Origin of the sequence: Rahnella contaminans, from assembly GCF_011065485.1 — a bacterium.
Taxonomy (GTDB): Bacteria; Pseudomonadota; Gammaproteobacteria; order Enterobacterales; family Enterobacteriaceae; genus Rahnella; species Rahnella contaminans.
Genome location: NZ_JAADJS010000002.1, coordinates 124,965 through 141,079, shown reverse-complemented (window position 1 = coordinate 141,079; position 16,115 = coordinate 124,965). Strand labels below are relative to the sequence as shown.

At 55.7% G+C, this 16,115-nt stretch carries 21 protein-coding genes; 15 read left to right on the top strand and 6 right to left on the bottom strand.

Annotated elements, in window-relative coordinates; translation table 11 throughout:
• Positions 1-104 precede the first annotated feature (104 nt).
• Both nrdD and nrdG read left to right on the top strand, forming a co-directional pair.
• Positions 105-2,243 carry an anaerobic ribonucleoside-triphosphate reductase gene (gene nrdD, locus GW579_RS09915; RefSeq protein ID WP_152325367.1) on the top strand — a complete coding sequence of 713 codons (2,139 nt, stop codon included), beginning with the start codon at positions 105-107 and terminating at the stop codon, positions 2,241-2,243.
• A 4-nt stretch (positions 2,244-2,247) separates the two neighbouring features.
• Positions 2,248-2,712, top strand: a complete 465-nt coding sequence (nrdG, locus tag GW579_RS09910) for an anaerobic ribonucleoside-triphosphate reductase-activating protein (RefSeq protein ID WP_165058881.1) — start codon at positions 2,248-2,250, stop codon at positions 2,710-2,712.
• 36 nt (positions 2,713-2,748) lie between these two features.
• Here nrdG and GW579_RS09905 read toward each other — a convergent pair whose 3' ends face one another.
• Both GW579_RS09905 and GW579_RS09900 read right to left on the bottom strand, forming a co-directional pair.
• Positions 2,749-3,063 (bottom strand): CcdB family protein, encoded by a 315-nt coding sequence (locus GW579_RS09905; protein WP_165058879.1) that lies wholly within the window; start codon positions 3,061-3,063, stop codon positions 2,749-2,751.
• Positions 3,064-3,225, bottom strand: a complete 162-nt coding sequence (locus GW579_RS09900; protein WP_165058878.1) for a type II toxin-antitoxin system CcdA family antitoxin — start codon at positions 3,223-3,225, stop codon at positions 3,064-3,066.
• 269 nt (positions 3,226-3,494) lie between these two features.
• On the opposite strand from GW579_RS09900, the gene phnF reads away from it, so the two are divergent.
• The 10 genes from phnF to GW579_RS09850 are packed head-to-tail and all read left to right on the top strand — an operon-like array spanning position 3,495 to position 11,089.
• A complete protein-coding gene (phnF, locus tag GW579_RS09895; RefSeq protein ID WP_152325259.1) occupies positions 3,495-4,220 on the top strand; it encodes a phosphonate metabolism transcriptional regulator PhnF in 726 nt (241 codons plus the stop codon).
• Positions 4,221-4,664 carry a phosphonate C-P lyase system protein PhnG gene (gene phnG / locus GW579_RS09890; protein ID WP_152325260.1) on the top strand — a complete coding sequence of 148 codons (444 nt, stop codon included), beginning with the start codon at positions 4,221-4,223 and terminating at the stop codon, positions 4,662-4,664.
• Positions 4,665-4,667: 3 nt separating this feature from the next.
• Positions 4,668-5,249, top strand: coding sequence for a phosphonate C-P lyase system protein PhnH (gene phnH, locus GW579_RS09885; RefSeq protein WP_165058876.1), 582 nt, complete (start codon positions 4,668-4,670; stop codon positions 5,247-5,249).
• Positions 5,249-6,331 (top strand): carbon-phosphorus lyase complex subunit, encoded by a 1,083-nt coding sequence (locus GW579_RS09880; protein WP_165058875.1) that lies wholly within the window; start codon positions 5,249-5,251, stop codon positions 6,329-6,331. The genes phnH and GW579_RS09880 overlap by 1 nt, the downstream gene beginning before the upstream one ends.
• The gene (locus GW579_RS09875; protein ID WP_152325263.1) at positions 6,321-7,196 is read left to right on the top strand and encodes an alpha-D-ribose 1-methylphosphonate 5-phosphate C-P-lyase PhnJ; all 876 of its coding nucleotides are present in this window, start codon (positions 6,321-6,323) and stop codon (positions 7,194-7,196) included. Before GW579_RS09880 ends, GW579_RS09875 begins: the two co-directional genes overlap by 11 nt.
• Positions 7,196-7,987: a phosphonate C-P lyase system protein PhnK gene (gene phnK / locus GW579_RS09870; RefSeq protein ID WP_152325264.1), complete on the top strand. Its 792-nt coding sequence runs from the start codon at positions 7,196-7,198 to the stop codon at positions 7,985-7,987. Before GW579_RS09875 ends, phnK begins: the two co-directional genes overlap by 1 nt.
• Before the next feature lie 27 nt (positions 7,988-8,014).
• Positions 8,015-8,722 (top strand): phosphonate C-P lyase system protein PhnL, encoded by a 708-nt coding sequence (phnL, locus tag GW579_RS09865; protein WP_152325265.1) that lies wholly within the window; start codon positions 8,015-8,017, stop codon positions 8,720-8,722.
• Positions 8,719-9,855, top strand: a complete 1,137-nt coding sequence (gene phnM, locus GW579_RS09860) for an alpha-D-ribose 1-methylphosphonate 5-triphosphate diphosphatase (protein ID WP_165058873.1) — start codon at positions 8,719-8,721, stop codon at positions 9,853-9,855. The genes phnL and phnM overlap by 4 nt, the downstream gene beginning before the upstream one ends.
• Positions 9,856-9,866: 11 nt before the next feature.
• Positions 9,867-10,442: a ribose 1,5-bisphosphokinase gene (gene phnN, locus GW579_RS09855; RefSeq protein WP_165058871.1), complete on the top strand. Its 576-nt coding sequence runs from the start codon at positions 9,867-9,869 to the stop codon at positions 10,440-10,442.
• Between the two features lie 8 nt (positions 10,443-10,450).
• Positions 10,451-11,089, top strand: coding sequence for a DapH/DapD/GlmU-related protein (locus GW579_RS09850; protein ID WP_165058870.1), 639 nt, complete (start codon positions 10,451-10,453; stop codon positions 11,087-11,089).
• Positions 11,090-11,173: 84 nt separating this feature from the next.
• Here GW579_RS09850 and GW579_RS09845 read toward each other — a convergent pair whose 3' ends face one another.
• Entirely contained in the window at positions 11,174-11,815 is a 642-nt protein-coding gene (locus GW579_RS09845; RefSeq protein ID WP_152325271.1) for a Rossmann-fold NAD(P)-binding domain-containing protein, read from the bottom strand.
• A gap of 99 nt (positions 11,816-11,914) precedes the next feature.
• The gene (locus tag GW579_RS09840) at positions 11,915-12,367 is read right to left on the bottom strand and encodes a YhbP family protein (RefSeq protein ID WP_152325273.1); all 453 of its coding nucleotides are present in this window, start codon (positions 12,365-12,367) and stop codon (positions 11,915-11,917) included.
• A gap of 113 nt (positions 12,368-12,480) precedes the next feature.
• Here GW579_RS09840 and GW579_RS09835 point away from each other — a divergent pair, with 113 nt between their 5' ends.
• Entirely contained in the window at positions 12,481-12,810 is a 330-nt protein-coding gene (locus tag GW579_RS09835) for a GIY-YIG nuclease family protein (RefSeq protein WP_165058868.1), read from the top strand.
• Between the two features lie 43 nt (positions 12,811-12,853).
• On the opposite strand, the gene GW579_RS09830 is transcribed toward GW579_RS09835, so the two are convergent.
• A complete protein-coding gene (locus GW579_RS09830) occupies positions 12,854-13,357 on the bottom strand; it encodes a GNAT family N-acetyltransferase (RefSeq protein ID WP_152325275.1) in 504 nt (167 codons plus the stop codon).
• On the bottom strand, positions 13,351-13,872 hold the full coding sequence (gene ubiT, locus GW579_RS09825; protein ID WP_152325276.1) for a ubiquinone anaerobic biosynthesis accessory factor UbiT: 522 nt from the start codon (positions 13,870-13,872) through the stop codon (positions 13,351-13,353). Before ubiT ends, GW579_RS09830 begins: the two co-directional genes overlap by 7 nt.
• 314 nt (positions 13,873-14,186) lie before the next feature.
• Between ubiT and ubiU the strand changes: the two genes are divergently transcribed.
• Both ubiU and GW579_RS09815 read left to right on the top strand, forming a co-directional pair.
• Positions 14,187-15,182 (top strand): ubiquinone anaerobic biosynthesis protein UbiU, encoded by a 996-nt coding sequence (gene ubiU, locus GW579_RS09820; protein ID WP_152325277.1) that lies wholly within the window; start codon positions 14,187-14,189, stop codon positions 15,180-15,182.
• A gap of 14 nt (positions 15,183-15,196) precedes the next feature.
• Positions 15,197-16,075: a U32 family peptidase gene (locus GW579_RS09815; protein WP_152325278.1), complete on the top strand. Its 879-nt coding sequence runs from the start codon at positions 15,197-15,199 to the stop codon at positions 16,073-16,075.
• Positions 16,076-16,115: the final 40 nt, after the last annotated feature.

Below are 16,115 nucleotides of genomic sequence, written 5' to 3'. Positions count from 1 at the left end.
ACAACCGGCCTGTAAGCCTTGCGGGGCGCGGGAATGAGCGTAAAAGGAGTGTCATTGTGAAGGCAGACAGACTGGAATCCGTACCCGCAAAATCCAATAACAAAATGCAACCCATCGTGATCAAGCGGGATGGTTGTCAGGTCCCTTTCGATGAAGTTCTGATTAAACAAGCCGTGCAACGCGCAGCCGCTGCCGCCGGTATCGACAGCGAGGATTATTGTGCGCAGGTTGCCCGCGTTGTGGCTGAAAGTCTGCAAGATCAGACGCGCGTCGATATTCATGACATACAGGATGCGGTCGAAAATCAGCTGATGGCCGGCCCGCATAAAAAACTGGCACGCGCCTATATCGAATACCGCCACGACCGTGATGTGAAACGCGAAATGCGGGGACGCCTGAATCAGGAAATCCGCGGCCTGGTTGAACAAAGCAACATGGCGTTGCTCAACGAGAATGCCAACAAAGACAGTAAAGTGATCCCGACCCAGCGTGATCTGCTGGCGGGGATTGTCGCCAAGCATTACGCCAAACAACATATTTTGCCGCGTGACGTGGTGCTGGCGCATGAGCGCGGTGAAATCCATTACCACGATCTGGATTACTCGCCGTTCTTCCCGATGTTCAACTGTATGCTGATCGACCTCAAAGGCATGCTGAATCACGGTTTCAAAATGGGGAATGCGGAAATTGACACCCCGAAGTCCATTTCGACCGCAACCGCCGTTACCGCCCAGATTATCGCGCAGGTCGCCAGCCATATTTACGGCGGCACCACCATTAACCGTATCGATGAAGTGCTGGCTCCGTTCGTCACCGCCAGTTTTAACAAACATCGCCAGACTGCCGGAGAATGGCAGATTGCCGATGCGGATGCTTTTGCCCGTAACCGCACCGAAAAAGAATGTTATGACGCTTTTCAGTCGCTGGAATATGAAGTCAACACGCTGCACACCGCCAATGGTCAGACCCCGTTCGTTACTTTCGGTTTTGGTCTCGGCACGTCGTGGGAATCGCGCCTGATCCAGCAATCCATTTTGCGCAACCGCATTGCCGGTTTGGGTAAAAACCGCAAAACGGCGGTGTTTCCAAAACTGGTGTTTGCCATCCGCGACGGCCTGAATCATAAAGCCGGTGATGCCAATTACGACATCAAGCAACTGGCTCTGGAATGCGCCAGCAAGCGTATGTATCCGGACATCCTCAATTATGATCAGGTGGTGAAAGTCACGGGTTCGTTCAAAACGCCGATGGGCTGCCGCAGCTTCCTGGGCGTGTATGAAGAAAACGGGGAAATGATCCACGAAGGCCGCAATAACATCGGCGTGATCAGCCTGAACCTGCCGCGTATTGCGCTGGAAGCGAACCGCGATGAAGCCGCATTCTGGACGCTGCTCGACGAACGTCTGCTGCTGGCCAAGAAAGCGCTGATGACCCGTATTGCGCGTCTCGAAGGCATCAAAGCCCGCGTCGCCCCCATCCTGTATATGGAAGGCGCGTGCGGTGTGCGCCTGAAAGCCGACGATGATATTTCCGGCATCTTCAGGAATGGCCGCGCCTCGATTTCGCTCGGCTACATTGGCGTGCATGAAACCATTAACGCGCTGTTCGGCGACGAGACGCATGTGTTCGATGCCAGCCAGTTACGCGAAAAAGCCGAGGCGATTGTTGCCCGTCTGAAAGCCGCCACGGAAAGCTGGAAAGACGAAACCGGCTACGGCTTCAGCCTGTACAGTACGCCAAGCGAAAACCTGTGCGACCGTTTCTGCCGTCTGGATAAAGCCGAATTCGGGCTGGTGGCAGGTGTGACCGATAAAGGTTATTACACCAACAGCTTCCATCTGGACGTCGAGAAGAAGGTGAATCCTTATGAAAAACTCGACTTCGAAGCGCCGTATCCGCCACTAAGCAACGGCGGTTTTATTTGCTACGGCGAGTATCCGAACCTGCAACACAACCTGAAAGCGCTGGAAGATGTGTGGGATTACAGTTACACCCGCGTGCCGTATTACGGCACCAATACGCCGATTGATGAGTGCTACGATTGCGGCTATACCGGCGAATTCGAGTGCACCAGCAAAGGTTTCACCTGCCCGAAATGCGGCAATCACGAACCTTCACGCGTGTCAGTCACCCGCCGCGTCTGTGGCTATCTCGGCAGCCCGGATGCGCGTCCGTTTAACGCTGGCAAGCAGGAAGAAGTGAAGCGCCGGATTAAACATCTGGGTAACGGACAGCTGGGATAATGCAGTGAATTTTCATCAGTATTACCCGATAGATGTGGTCAACGGGCCGGGAACACGCTGCGTGCTGTTCGTTTCCGGCTGCGTCCATGAATGCCGCGGGTGCTATAACAAAAGCACCTGGCGGCTGGATTCCGGCAAGCATTTTACGCAGGAAGACGAAGACCGCATCATCGCCGATCTGCAAAACACGGTGATCCCGCGTCAGGGTTTGACGCTTTCCGGCGGCGACCCGCTGCATCCGCAGAATCTGTCTGCGGTGCGTCAGCTTTTGTTACGCGTACAGGCGCAATGTCCGGGTAAAGACGTGTGGATGTGGACCGGTTATACGCTCGGCGAACTGAGTGCTGAACAGCAGGAAGTGACGGCATTGATCAACGTGCTGGTCGACGGGAAATTCGTGCAGGAACTGAAAGACCCGTCGCTCATCTGGCGTGGCAGCGGCAATCAGGTGATTCATTATTTACGATAGACGCTTTTAAGAGGGGAAATCATTCCCCTCTTTTCTCTAAATTCCATTCAGCAAAAAATCAAATGCGTTTTTCACTTCATAGATTTCACCGTCGAGCTGCATGACGTGATCGCCAATTTCCCGTGGCGGGATCCCGCCGGGAATGTGTGTCATCAGCACATAATGTTTGTGCTGAACCTTGAGTAACGGGCACAGTTTTTTAGGTGGAGAGTTCGTCATCCTCGCCAGGGGAACCAGTGGCACCATGACGCTATTTCCAAAGCCACTTGCCGCCGGATGGAGAACATTAAGCAGATAAGGGTAAGCCGCTTTCTTAACACCTATATTTTTATAAATAGCGTATTGCTCCATTTATAATTTCCGTGGCGGATGAGTCAGAGTCCCATGTTTTTCCACATATTTCTTTATAGCCTCAAGCCCGGCCCGGTTTTCACGTCGCCATTGCTCAACGGCTGTTTCCTGAACGGGTTGCTGCGCAGACATTTTAAAATCCCTCTTATTTTCTACTGACATAACAGTTCCTTTTACGAGTTTTAGTATAAAAAACAATCAACTAAAACAAAGTGTATTCCTTCTCACTCATTGCGTAAATAACCGCTGTTAATTCCTGCGAGACATCTTCCAACTCTTCACTTTCCTGCAACCAGACCTTCACCCAATTGTCACTTAGCACGCCCAAGATGATGCCAACGCCACACTGAGGTTTGCATCATGACCCTTTCAGACTGCTATCAATTTTCCCCTGCCACTGCCCGTTTATCCCGTGCGAGGTATTCATTGTGATGAACTTATCTAGACATCCGACCAGTCACACCACGGTTTATCAACAAATCGCTGCTGAACTGGAACAGGAACTGCGCAACGGTTACCGCTGCGGCGATTATCTGCCGCCGGAACAGCAGCTTGCCGAGCGCTTTAAGGTCAACCGCCACACGCTGCGCCGTGCGGTGGATGAGCTGGTTGATCGCGGATGGCTGCAACGCCGTCAGGGCATTGGCACGCTGGTGCTGATGCGCCCTTACGATTACCCGCTGCATTCACAGGCACGTTTCAGCCAGAACCTGCTGGATCAGGGCAGTCACCCGACCAGCGAACGTCTGCTGGCGGTGCTGCGTCCGGCGACCGATCACGTGGCGGCGGCGTTGTCCCGTCAGGAAGGCGACACCGTTATTCACCTGCGCACGCTGCGCCGCGTTAACGGTGTACCGGTCTGTGTGATTGACCACTATTTACCTGATCTCGACTGGTGGCCTGCGTTGCAAAACTTCCATAACGGCTCGCTGCACGATTTTATCCGCGAAGAGATTAAGCAAAAGCTCAGCCGCCGCACCACCCGCATCAATGCCCGCCGCGCGCTGGCAAAAGAGAGCAAATTGCTCGAAATCGTCCCGCAGGCACCGCTGCTGTGTGTCCGCACCCTGAACATTTGTGAAGGCAGCGAGTCGGTGGCGGAATATTCCGTTAGCCTGACGCGCGCCGACATGATCGAACTGACCATGGAGCACTGAATGGATCACCTGCAAACCCGCCAGCGCTGGATGTCGGTGCTGGCTCACAGCCGCCCGGATGAACTGCTCGCGCACTGGCAACCGCTGAATCTGTCTCCGCAATTTGAACGCATCCGCGCCGCCGAAACCGGCCTGACGCAACTTCAGGGTCGCATGGGCGGCACCGGAAAACGTTTTGTGATGGGCGATATGACTGTCACCCGCGCCGTCATTCAGCTGGAAGGCGGTATCTATGGCTATAGCTACGTCAGCGGACGCAATAAAGCCCACGCTGAACTGTGCGCCGTTATCGATGGTTTATTGCAAATGCAGGGCATGGACGAACTGCTGCATAAACGCGTGATAGCCCCGCTGGCTGCACTGCAACAGGAACGTCGTCAGCAGCGCGCACGTGAAGTGGCTGCCAGTCGCGTCGATTTCTTTACTCTGGTTCGCGGAGAATAATTCATGTCACTTGTTGCCAGTTTTCAAAATCCGGTTGCCGATGCACAGTACAGCTTCCGTCGTATTCTCAAAGCATTAAGCGAACCCGGTGTCAGCGTGCAGTTGCCTGCCATGCCCGGCTTCGGGGCGTTAGGTTCCGCCAGCGCCTGCGTGCTGCTGACGCTTATCGACAGCGACCCCCCTCTTTGGCTTAGCGCTTCACTCAACGATGAAATCCTGCGGAAAAATCTGCGCTTTCATACCGGCGCGGTGCTGACCGATGACCCTTCCGCTGTCAGTTTTGCCCTGGCGGATCCGGCCCTCGACAGCGCGACGTTACTGGCTTTCCCGTGCGGTGATGAAATGTCGCCGGAACTGGCGACCAGCGTGATTGTTCAGCTTGATGCTCTGACCGGCGGCACGCCGCTGCGTCTTCGCGGGCCGGGCATTGAAAGCAGCCGCATGATCTCCCCGCAGCTGCCTGATTGTGTCCGGGATTATCTGCTCAACCGCCCTCACCGTTTCCCGCTCGGCCTGGACTTTATGTTCACCTGCGGCGAAGAACTGATTGCCGTACCGCGCACCACGCGCGTGGAGGTGTTCTGATGTACGTCGCCGTTAAAGGGGGTGAGAAGGCCATTGCCGCCGCCCATCAGCTGCTGGCGCACGAACGCCGTGGCAATACGCAAGTGAATGAACTGGGCTGCGAACAGATTGAGCAACAGCTGGGTCTGGCAGTCGATCGCGTGATGAGCGAAGGCGGAATTTACGACCGTGAACTGGCTGCGCTGGCGATTAAGCAGTCCGGCGGCGATCTGGTGGAAGCCATTTTCCTGCTGCGCGCTTACCGCACAACCTTGCCGCGTCTGGCAACCAGCGAGCCGCTGAACACTCAGGCGATGCGCCTTGAGCGCCGTATTTCCGCCATCTATAAGGATTTGCCGGGCGGACAGGTACTCGGCCCGACTTACGATTACACCCACCGTCTGCTGGATTTTGCACTGCTGGCCGAAGGCGAAGCGCCGTTCACGCCGATTGCCGATGAACCGCAGCCGGAGAATTGTGGCCATGTGTTTGATTTACTGGCAAATCAACAGCTGGCAGTGCGTGAAGAAGATGACGGCGCTGAGCCGGAAGATATCACCCGCACACCGCCGGTGTTTCCGGCTTCCCGCGCGGCACGCCTGCAACAACTGGTGCGCGGTGACGAAGGTTTTCTGCTGTCGCTGAGTTATTCCACCCAGCGTGGCTACGGGCGTAATCATCCGTTCGCCGGGGAAATTCGTACCGGCTGGCTGACCGTCGAAATCGTGCCTGAAGAGCTGGGCTTTGCGATTGATATCGGCGAAATCCTGCTGACCGAATGCGAAATGGTGAACGGTTTTGTCGATCCGCAGGACAGGCCGCCGCACTTTACCCGGGGTTACGGACTGGTGTTTGGCCGCGCCGAGCGCAAGGCGATGTCGATGTCGCTGGTCGATCGTGCACTGCAAACCCGCGAATACAACGAGCAGATCAGCAGTCCGGCGCAGGATGAAGAATTTGTCCTGTCCCACGCCGATAACGTCGAAGCTGCCGGTTTTGTCTCGCATCTCAAACTGCCGCACTACGTCGATTTCCAGGCCGAACTGGAATTGCTCAAACGCCTGCGCGCCGCGAAAGAACAGGATTCCGCCAATGAACAATAATGCCGCCCGAACCCTGACTGGTTACAACCACGGTTATCTTGACGAGCAAACCAAACGCATGATCCGCCGCGGGATCCTCAAAGCTGTCGCGATCCCCGGTTATCAGGTTCCGTTCGCGGGCCGTGAAATGCCGATGCCGTACGGCTGGGGCACCGGTGGGATCCAGCTGACCGCCAGCGTAATCGGCGAAAAAGATGTGCTGAAAGTGATCGACCAGGGAGCGGATGACACCACCAATGCCGTGTCGATCCGTAAATTCTTCCAGAGCGTTGCGGGGGTGAAAACCACCGAGAAAACGGCAGATGCCAGCCTGATCCAGACCCGTCACCGCATTCCGGAAACGCCGTTACAGGAAGATCAGATCCTGATTTTCCAGGTGCCGATCCCTGAACCGCTGCGCTTTATCGAACCACGCGAAACCGAGACCCGAAAAATGCACGCGCTGGAGGAGTATGGCGTGATGCAGGTGAAGCTTTACGAGGACATCGCGCGCTTCGGGCATATCGCCACGACTTATGCCTACCCGGTAAAAGTGAATGATCGCTACGTAATGGATCCGTCGCCGATCCCGAAATTTGATAACCCGAAAATGAACATGATGCCCGCTTTACAACTGTTCGGTGCCGGACGCGAAAAACGCATTTACGCCCTGCCGCCATTCACCAAAGTCGAAAGTCTGGATTTTGACGATCATCCTTTCACCGTCCAGCAATGGGATGAACCTTGCGCGATCTGCGGTTCGCACCAAAGCTATCTTGATGAAGTGGTGCTCGACGATCAGGGCAACCGCATGTTCGTGTGCTCCGACACCGATTTTTGTGCTCAGCAGGTAGAGCAACAGGCTTCCAACGAGGTTAACCGCTGATGAACACTCCCTTAAATCTCGCCGCCGAACCGCTGCTGTCGGTGAATAACCTGACTCATCTTTATGCGCCGGGCAAAGGTTTTAGCGATGTGTCTTTCAACCTGTATCCGGGTGAAGTGCTGGGCATTGTCGGGGAATCTGGTTCGGGTAAAACCACGCTGTTGCAGTCAATTTCTGCCCGCCTCGCGCCTCAGCAAGGGCAGGTGATTTACAACAACGGGCAGGTCGGCGCGCAGTCGCTGTATGACATGGCCGAAAGCGACCGCCGTCGTCTGCTGCGCACCGACTGGGGCGTGGTGCATCAGCATCCGATGGACGGTTTACGCCGTCAGGTTTCTGCCGGTGGCAATATCGGCGAACGTCTGATGGCGGTCGGCGAGCGGCATTACGGCGATATCCGCAAGAAAGCCGGTCAGTGGCTGGAAGATGTCGAAATTCCGGTTTCGCGCATCGATGACCTGCCGACCACGTTTTCCGGCGGTATGCAGCAGCGTCTGCAAATCGCCCGCAATCTGGTGACACATCCGCGGCTGGTGTTTATGGATGAGCCGACTGGCGGCCTCGACGTTTCGGTTCAGGCGCGGTTGCTGGACTTGCTGCGCACGCTGGTGGTGGAAATGCAGCTGGCAGTGGTGATCGTCACCCATGATCTGGGTGTCGCCCGCCTGCTGGCGCACCGTCTGCTGGTGATGAAGCAAGGTCAGGTAGTGGAAAGTGGTTTAACAGACCGCGTGCTCGACGATCCGCATCATCCGTATACGCAGTTGCTCGTTTCTTCCGTGCTGTCCTAACCTAATTTCAGAGAAAGAGTGACCAAAATGACGACGAAGCTCAGGGTCGAAAATCTCAGTAAAACTTTCGTTCTGCATAACCAGAACAGCGCCAGATTACCGGTTTTCAGCAACGCCAGCCTGACAGTGAATGCCGGAGAATGCGTAGTGCTGCACGGGCATTCCGGCAGCGGAAAATCTACCCTTCTGCGCTCGCTGTACGGTAACTATCTGCCGGACAGCGGCAAAATTTGGGTGGAACACCAGGGCCAGCAGATTGATATGGTCAGCGCCGAGGCGCGTGAAATTCTGGCCGTACGCCGTCATACCGTCGGCTGGGTCAGCCAGTTTCTGCGCGTGATCCCGCGTATCAGTGCGCTGAATCTGGTGATGCAGCCGCTGCTGGAGCTGGGCGTGGATAAAGCACAAAGCGAAGCCCGTGCCAGTGCCCTGCTGCGCCATCTGAATGTGCCGGAACGTCTGTGGCATCTCGCGCCTTCCACGTTTTCCGGCGGTGAACAGCAACGCGTCAATATCGCGCGCGGTTTCGTGGTCGATTATCCGGTGCTGTTGCTCGATGAGCCGACCGCCTCGCTGGACGCCACTAACCGTGCCGCCGTCGTCACGCTGATTGAGCAGGCGAAAGCCCGCGGAGCCGCCGTGGTCGGCATTTTCCATGATGGAGATGTGCGCGAACGCGTTGCCGACAGGCTGTATGAAATGAGTCCAGAAACTGCTCCGGAGATGTCCGCATGATCATAAATAACGTCAGACTGGTCCTCGACGATCAGGTTGTTGAAGGATCGCTTGAAATGCAAGACGGCGTGATCAGCGCCTTTGCCGACAGCCGCAGTCAGTTGCCGCAGGCGCTGGATGCTCGAGGCGGCTGGCTGCTGCCGGGGTTCATCGAGCTGCATACGGATAATCTGGATAAGTTTTTCACGCCGCGCCCGAAAGTGGACTGGCCGGCGCATTCCGCCATGAGCAGCCACGACGCGCTGATGGTCGCCAGCGGGATCACCACGGTGCTTGACGCCGTGGCCGTGGGCGATGTGCGCGACGGCGGCCATCGTCTGGAGAATTTGCAAAAGATGATCGACGCCATCGTCAACAGTCAGAACGCCGGGCTGAACCGCGCTGAACACCGTCTGCATCTGCGCTGCGAACTGCCGCACGACACCACGTTGCCGCTGTTTGAAAAGCTGATGGATACGTCAGTTCTCTCGCTGGTTTCCCTGATGGATCACTCGCCGGGCCAGCGCCAGTTCGCCACTCCACAGAAATACCGCGAGTATTATCAGGGCAAATATCACATGAACGATGAGCAGATGGACGCGTATCAGGAAGAGCAAATCGCCCTGTCGCGCCGCTGGGCACAGCCAAACCGCGAAGCGATTGCCGCCCATTGCCGCGCCAGGAATATTTCGCTGGCCAGCCACGATGACGCCACGGCGGCACACGTTGAGGAATCTCTGGCGCTCGGCAGCGTGATTGCAGAATTCCCGACTACCGAAGAAGCGGCACGCGCCTCACACGCCAGCGGGCTGGCGGTACTGATGGGTGCACCGAATATCGTGCGCGGCGGTTCGCATTCGGGCAACGTCGCGGCGCATAAACTGGCATCACTGGGCCTGCTGGATATCTTGTCCTCCGACTATTATCCCGCCAGCCTGATGGACGCCGTTTTCCGCATCGCCAATGATGAAACAAATGCCTTCAGTTTGCCGCAGGCGGTGAAACTGGTAACGCGCAATCCGGCGAACGCGCTGGGCTTGCAGGATCGCGGTGAAATTGCTGAAGGCAAACGCGCCGATCTGGTTCTGGCACGTGCGCATGGCGATCATCACTATGTGCAAAACGTCTGGCGTCAGGGCATTCAGGTGTTTTAAACGGAGAGAAAATGAGTCGTTTACTTTATCTGATGGGCGCTTCAGGTTCGGGAAAGGACAGTCTTCTGGACGCGCTGCGCCAGCATTTACCGGCGGATGTCGCCGTGGCGCATCGCTACATTACGCGCCCCGCTGACGCAGGATCTGAGAATCATATTGCACTGAGCGATGCCGAATTTATTCAGCGCCGCCAGCACGGATTATTTGCGCTGGAATGGCACGCGCATCAGTGCCGGTACGGCGTGGGAATCGAAATCGACACCTGGATGCAGCTCGGTTGCCACGTGGTGGTCAACGGTTCGCGGGCGCATCTGGAGAAAGCGCAACAGCGTTACGGCCAGCGGCTGGTGCCGGTGTGTTTGCAGGTTTCAGACGAAGTGCTGGCTGCGCGTTTATTGCGGCGCGGACGTGAAGACGCCGGGCAAATTGCCTGCCGTCTGGCGCGTGCCCGTGAGTATGACAGCGCCTTGCCCGCGAGCTGCCACCGGCTGCATAACGACGGTGCGTTACAGGACACGTTACGGCATTTGCTGGCCATTCTTTCTCTGCCGGTCAGCGCCTCTTTTTATTCCGTCACTTCAACATGAGCGAGATTATGACAGACATCATTTCCCCGTTTTCTTTAGCTGACGAACAGGATTATTCACGTCCGAAAATCGGCCAGCAGGTCGAATTGAACCGTTCGCAGCTCGGGCAATACGTGCATATTGCCGATAACGCGATCATCGAAGAAACGCAGATCGGCGATTATTCGTATACGGCGGGCAACAATCAGATCTTCTACGCGACCATCGGCAAGTTTGTGTCGATCGCCACCTATGTCCGGATCAATCCGGGTAATCACCCGACGTATCAGCGCGTTGCGCAGCATCATTTCACCTACCGCAGCTCGGTTTACGGGCTGGGTGAAGACGATCAGGACTTTTTCGACTGGCGTCGTGAACATCACGTCACCGTCGGCAACGACGTGTGGATCGGCCATAACGCCGTGATTATGCCGGGGGTCAGCGTCGGGAACGGCGCGGTGATTGGGACATCGGCCGTGGTAACTAAAGACGTTGAGCCGTATTCCATCGTGGCGGGCGTGGCCGCGAAAAAGATCGGCATGCGTTTTGATGATTCAATGATCGAAAAGATCGAGAACAGCCAGTGGTGGAACTGGGATCACGATACGCTGAAAGAGAGAATGCCGGATTTTCGAAATCTGGATGTGTTTGCGGAGAAATATCTGTAAGGATCGGGACGATCCTTGCGGGGCAAAATTCGCGTTTTTTGCTGATACCTTATCATAAGGATCCCTGTCAGCAGAGAACGCGGATTAAAGTTCTTCAATGCTGGCGGCGATTTGATCGGATTCCAGCACGGTGACGCCGCCCAGTCCTGCGTTAAACGCCTGTTCCTGCAACGCTTTGGCGACAACGTCCGAATCGATGGCTTTCCATTTTCCCGGCAACAGTTTAAACAGCGGCGCACTGAGTTGTTCAAGCAGGCGCGGCGGATGGCGTTTCCCGACCAGCAGCGACGGCCTGACCAGCGTGAGCAAAGTCCAGCCCTGGTGCATCAGCGCCTGTTCCATGTCCCCTTTCGTCCGGTTATAGAGAAATCGTGAGTGCGCATCCGCACCGTTGGCGCTGACCGCCAGACAATGACGCGCACCGAGTTCCTTCGCGGCTTTGGCGCAATCCACCACCAGATCGTAATCTACAGCGCGAAACGCTTCCGCGCTGCCCGCCTCTTTACGCGTGGTGCCAAGGCAGCAGAACAGCAGGTCGATCGGCTCATCCAGCGCGACCACCAGCGACGTGAGATTCGCCCCGAGCGGGTTGATCAGTTTATTACCCGGCGGCAGCGGGCGGCGGCTCGGCGCAACAATCCGGCTAACGCGCGGATCCAGCTGCAACAGACGCAAAAGCTCACGCCCAATCAGACCACTTCCGCCCAGAAGAAGAACTTTTGCCATATCACTTCCTTTTAAAAAACGGCCTTTACATGGAATTTCAGAAACAGATAAGTTCAAGTGTTACCCGATTGTAAATTCCCCGCTATAAGACAGTTCCTGTTACTCAGGCTTATCAGAAAGCGCGCGATCCCACAGCAGCTTTTTGCCAAATCCCAGGGCGTTATCCGTCATCTTGATGCTGTTAAGTTTCAGCGCCCAGACCGGCGCTTTCATGGCGATCGCCACCGGGAAGTGTTTGCAGTACAGACGGCGCGCGTGGCTCTCTTCTTCACCGGAAAGGATCGTCGCCTCACCGCGATACTGAATGCCTTTGATCAGCGCAATGGTTTTCGGATGCGGCGCGATCGTGCCCACCACCTGCGGCGATTTTGCCATCAGCGTGCCGTGCAACGTTTTCAGTTCGGTCATGAAATATAAAGACAGGGTTTCAGCATCGGTGACGTAAAAGCAATTAGCGCTCCACATCTCGCCGTCGGCGGCGGCACACAGCGCCAGCACATGATTTTTGGTCAGGAATTTAAGAATGTGTTTCAGGTCTTCGGGGTTATTCATCGGAGGATCCTTGTCGTCTTTGCCCCAGTGTACCGTGACACACCGATGTTTTACGTCATTCTGCCGTGCGGTTCAGGTAAACTTACGCAAACTTTTCCAAATACGATGCCTCTATGTCCACTTCTCCCGTCTGGTTTTTATACATGTTGAGAACGCCCACCGGCATGCTTTATACCGGCATCACGACCGACGTGACGCGGCGTCTTGCACAGCATCAGACCGGTAAAGGGGCGAAAGCATTACGCGGAAAAGGTGCACTGGAGCTGGTGTTCCACTGCGTGGCGGGGGATCGTTCTCTGGCCTCAAAGCTGGAAATCCGGGTGAAAAAGCTGAGTAAGCCTCAGAAGGAATTGCTGGTGAAATCCGCACCGGTATCCCTGCAACGTTATTTTGGATTGCCGGAAAGCGGGAGTCAGGAACACAAGGCGCGGGAAGAAAACTAACGGGCCTGAAATCAGACCCGTTAGAAGTCAGACCCGCTGAAAATCAGAACCGGTCAAACGGCGGGGAGAATTCCACCTGCCCGCTGGCGTCGATGAGGGCATCGTCGGACAAGGTAAAGAGCTGGAATGCCGCTTCGGTGTCCGGCCAGCGGCACTGCAAATTATGAACTGCCGCTGGTTTAAAACCAAAACGCCCGTAATACGCCGGGTCGCCAAGCACCACGACGGCGGCGTAGCCAAATTCGTTCAGGGAATCGAGCCCTTCGTACACCAGCTTTTCGCCCAATCCCTGACGACGCAAAGACTCGTCAACCGCCAGCGGTGCCAGCGCGACCCAGTTGCGATCTTCGCCCTGAATATCAACCGGGCTGAAGGCGACATAACCGACCACGCCACCTTCGTCATCGGTGGCAACAACGCCCAGCGTCAGCAGGCCGTCTTCGCGCAATTGCTGCACCAGGTCGGCTTCGGCACCACCGGGAAACGCGCGGCGCAACAGACGGTCAATGCCCGCGGCATCTACCGGAATTTCAGTGCGAATTAGCATGGCTCAGCTACCGGAGCTTTCGGCTCACGGTCCTCTTGCAGTCCCGCTTCGACAAAATCGGCCAGGCGCAGCAGCCCATTTTTCAGCAGCAGCGGCATAGTATCGAGATCGATAGAATCCATCAGATTCTTCACGTACAGACCGAGTTCCGTGTCACCCTCAATACGCAGACGACGTTGGAAGAACAGCGTATCCGGATCTTCTTTGCGCGCAGCAATCAAAATCAGATCGTTGGCGTTACCACTAAAGCTGACATCCGCGTCGCCTTTTTCTGCAACGATCAACTTGCCTTCGTCCACTGACATCAGCCAGCTCAGGCTGAGATCACTGACGTCAATTTTCAGCCAGCGGCCTTCGAGGAAATCCAGTTCGCCATCGGCCAGCGCCTGACGAAGCTGCCCGCTCAGTACCTGTTGCAAGACCTGACGCTGTAGCGCAAAAGGCGTGAATTTCAAAGGCACACTCAACAGGGATGGTCCCTGACGAACCAAACGTGCACGTAGTTTTTGCAACACTGGCACTACTCCTTTCGGTAACATTTTCGGCAATTTATTGGCAACTATTTGTACTATTTTGCCACATCGCCCGTAACGTTCAGCGGTCTACATCAATAAATACTGCAACAGAAAAACCTCCCGTACAACCTCCCCGACGGTTGCTGCGCCTTCAACACCCCAGAAACTGCCTCAAATCAAAATATTGCATCTATAGCTTCTCTAAAATAGTTCGCCAATCAAAGCCCTGACTGATGAATGAATAACGTCGGCAACTGGCTTTTCATCACCCACAACCCTTTCGCCACGGCGTGCGGTTGCAGTAAGGAACGAGAATGGAGCTACTTTGCCCGGCAGGGAATTTACCTGCGCTAAAAGCGGCCATCGATAACGGTGCTGATGCGGTATATATCGGCCTGAAAGATGACACCAATGCACGCCACTTTGCAGGCCTGAACTTCACGGAGAAGAAATTGCAGGAGGCGGCAAATTACGTTCACCGCCACCGCCGTAAGTTGCATATCGCCATCAATACATTTGCGCACCCTGACGGCTATCAGCGCTGGGAACGCGCCGTGGATATGGCCGCGCAGCTCGGTGCCGATGCGCTGATCCTCGCCGATATTGCCATGCTGGATTACGCCGCAACGAAATATCCGCACGTCGAGCGCCACGTCTCCGTTCAGGCTTCCGCCACCAACGACGAAGCAATCCGTTTCTACAAAAACAATTTTGACGTCGCCCGCGTGGTGCTGCCGCGCGTGCTTTCGATGCATCAGGTACGCCAGTTGTCTCGCACCACCGTCGTGCCGCTGGAAGTATTCGCGTTCGGCAGCCTGTGCATTATGGCCGAAGGCCGCTGTTACCTTTCTTCCTATCTCACCGGCGAATCGCCCAATACCGTGGGTGCCTGTTCTCCGGCGCGTTTTGTGCGCTGGCAACAAACCGCACAGGGCATGGAATCACGGCTGAATGATGTGCTGATTGACCGCTATGACGAAGGCGAAAACGCCGGTTATCCGACGCTGTGCAAAGGCCGGTATCTGGTGGATGGCGCGAAATACCACGCGCTGGAAGAACCGACCAGCCTGAATACGCTGGAATTACTGCCGGAGCTGTTCGCCGCCAATATTGCTTCGGTGAAAATCGAAGGGCGCCAGCGCAGCCCGGCGTATGTCAGCCAGGTGGCACGCGTGTGGCGCATGGCTATAGACCGCTGCATGGCCGATCCGCAAAACTACAAAACCGACGAAGCCTGGATGAAAGCGCTGGGCGCGATGTCTGAGGGTACGCAAACGACGCTCGGTGCCTATCACCGTAAATGGCAGTAATTAAAGAGATCATCATGAAATATTCATTAGGAGCCATCCTTTATTACTGGCCGAAAGCGCAGGTTGAAGACTTTTATCAGGCAGCGGCAAACAGCAGCGCCGACATCATTTACCTCGGCGAGAATGTGTGTACCAAACGGCGCGAAATGAAGGTCAGTGACTGGATGGATGTCGCCCGTGAACTGGCGTCAGCCGGAAAGCAGGTGGTGATTTCCACACTGGCGTTGTTGCAGGCGCCGTCCGAACTTAATGAGCTGAAACGCTACGTCGAGAACGGTGAGTTCCTGCTGGAAGCCAACGATTTTGGCGCGGTCAATATGGCGTCTGAGCGCAGGCTCCCGTTTGTCGTCGGCCACGCGCTGAACTGCTACAACGCCGTCACGCTGAAACTGCTGCAAAAACAGGGGATGGTGCGCTGGTGTATGCCGGTTGAGCTTTCCCGCGACTGGCTGGTGAATCTGCTGAATCAGTGCCAGGAGCTGGGCATCCGGGATAAATTCGAAGTGGAAGTGCTGTCTTACGGGCATCTGCCACTGGCCTATTCCGCGCGCTGTTTCACGGCTCGTTCTGAAAACCGTGGGAAAGATGAATGCGAAACCTGCTGCATCAATTATCCGCAGGGCCGGAAAATGCTGTCGCAGGAAAATCAGCAGGTGTTTATCCTCAACGGCATCCAGACACAAAGTGGCTATTGCTACAATCTGGGCAATGAACTGACGTCGATGCAGGGGCTGGTTGATATCGTGCGGCTGTCGCCGGAAACTCACGAGACGCTTTCCACTCTCGAGGAATTCCGCGCCAATGAACGGGGTTTGCATCCGTTAATGCTGACAGACAAAGCCGACTGCAACGGTTACTGGCAGCGCATTGCCGGGTTGGAACTGCGTCGCTGAGCGCTAAAATGACACCATGAAAAAGGGATATTACTTTTCG

What these genes read in the sequence shown, in the direction of transcription:
- GW579_RS09905 (WP_165058879.1), bottom strand. Translation starts at nt 3,063, where the DNA reads ATGGAGCAATACGCTATTTATAAAAATATAGGTGTTAAGAAAGCGGCT.
- GW579_RS09835 (WP_165058868.1), top strand. Translation starts at nt 12,481, where the DNA reads ATGTCCACTTCTCCCGTCTGGTTTTTATACATGTTGAGAACGCCCACC.
- phnH (WP_165058876.1), top strand. Translation starts at nt 4,668, where the DNA reads ATGTCACTTGTTGCCAGTTTTCAAAATCCGGTTGCCGATGCACAGTAC.
- GW579_RS09850 (WP_165058870.1), top strand. Translation starts at nt 10,451, where the DNA reads ATGACAGACATCATTTCCCCGTTTTCTTTAGCTGACGAACAGGATTAT.
- GW579_RS09880 (WP_165058875.1), top strand. Translation starts at nt 5,249, where the DNA reads ATGTACGTCGCCGTTAAAGGGGGTGAGAAGGCCATTGCCGCCGCCCAT.
- phnL (WP_152325265.1), top strand. Translation starts at nt 8,015, where the DNA reads ATGACGACGAAGCTCAGGGTCGAAAATCTCAGTAAAACTTTCGTTCTG.
- phnN (WP_165058871.1), top strand. Translation starts at nt 9,867, where the DNA reads ATGAGTCGTTTACTTTATCTGATGGGCGCTTCAGGTTCGGGAAAGGAC.
- GW579_RS09845 (WP_152325271.1), bottom strand. Translation starts at nt 11,815, where the DNA reads ATGGCAAAAGTTCTTCTTCTGGGCGGAAGTGGTCTGATTGGGCGTGAG.
- ubiU (WP_152325277.1), top strand. Translation starts at nt 14,187, where the DNA reads ATGGAGCTACTTTGCCCGGCAGGGAATTTACCTGCGCTAAAAGCGGCC.
- phnK (WP_152325264.1), top strand. Translation starts at nt 7,196, where the DNA reads ATGAACACTCCCTTAAATCTCGCCGCCGAACCGCTGCTGTCGGTGAAT.
- phnM (WP_165058873.1), top strand. Translation starts at nt 8,719, where the DNA reads ATGATCATAAATAACGTCAGACTGGTCCTCGACGATCAGGTTGTTGAA.
- phnF (WP_152325259.1), top strand. Translation starts at nt 3,495, where the DNA reads ATGAACTTATCTAGACATCCGACCAGTCACACCACGGTTTATCAACAA.
- GW579_RS09875 (WP_152325263.1), top strand. Translation starts at nt 6,321, where the DNA reads ATGAACAATAATGCCGCCCGAACCCTGACTGGTTACAACCACGGTTAT.
- GW579_RS09840 (WP_152325273.1), bottom strand. Translation starts at nt 12,367, where the DNA reads ATGAATAACCCCGAAGACCTGAAACACATTCTTAAATTCCTGACCAAA.
- GW579_RS09830 (WP_152325275.1), bottom strand. Translation starts at nt 13,357, where the DNA reads ATGCTAATTCGCACTGAAATTCCGGTAGATGCCGCGGGCATTGACCGT.
- GW579_RS09815 (WP_152325278.1), top strand. Translation starts at nt 15,197, where the DNA reads ATGAAATATTCATTAGGAGCCATCCTTTATTACTGGCCGAAAGCGCAG.
- phnG (WP_152325260.1), top strand. Translation starts at nt 4,221, where the DNA reads ATGGATCACCTGCAAACCCGCCAGCGCTGGATGTCGGTGCTGGCTCAC.
- GW579_RS09900 (WP_165058878.1), bottom strand. Translation starts at nt 3,225, where the DNA reads ATGTCAGTAGAAAATAAGAGGGATTTTAAAATGTCTGCGCAGCAACCC.
- nrdD (WP_152325367.1), top strand. Translation starts at nt 105, where the DNA reads ATGCAACCCATCGTGATCAAGCGGGATGGTTGTCAGGTCCCTTTCGAT.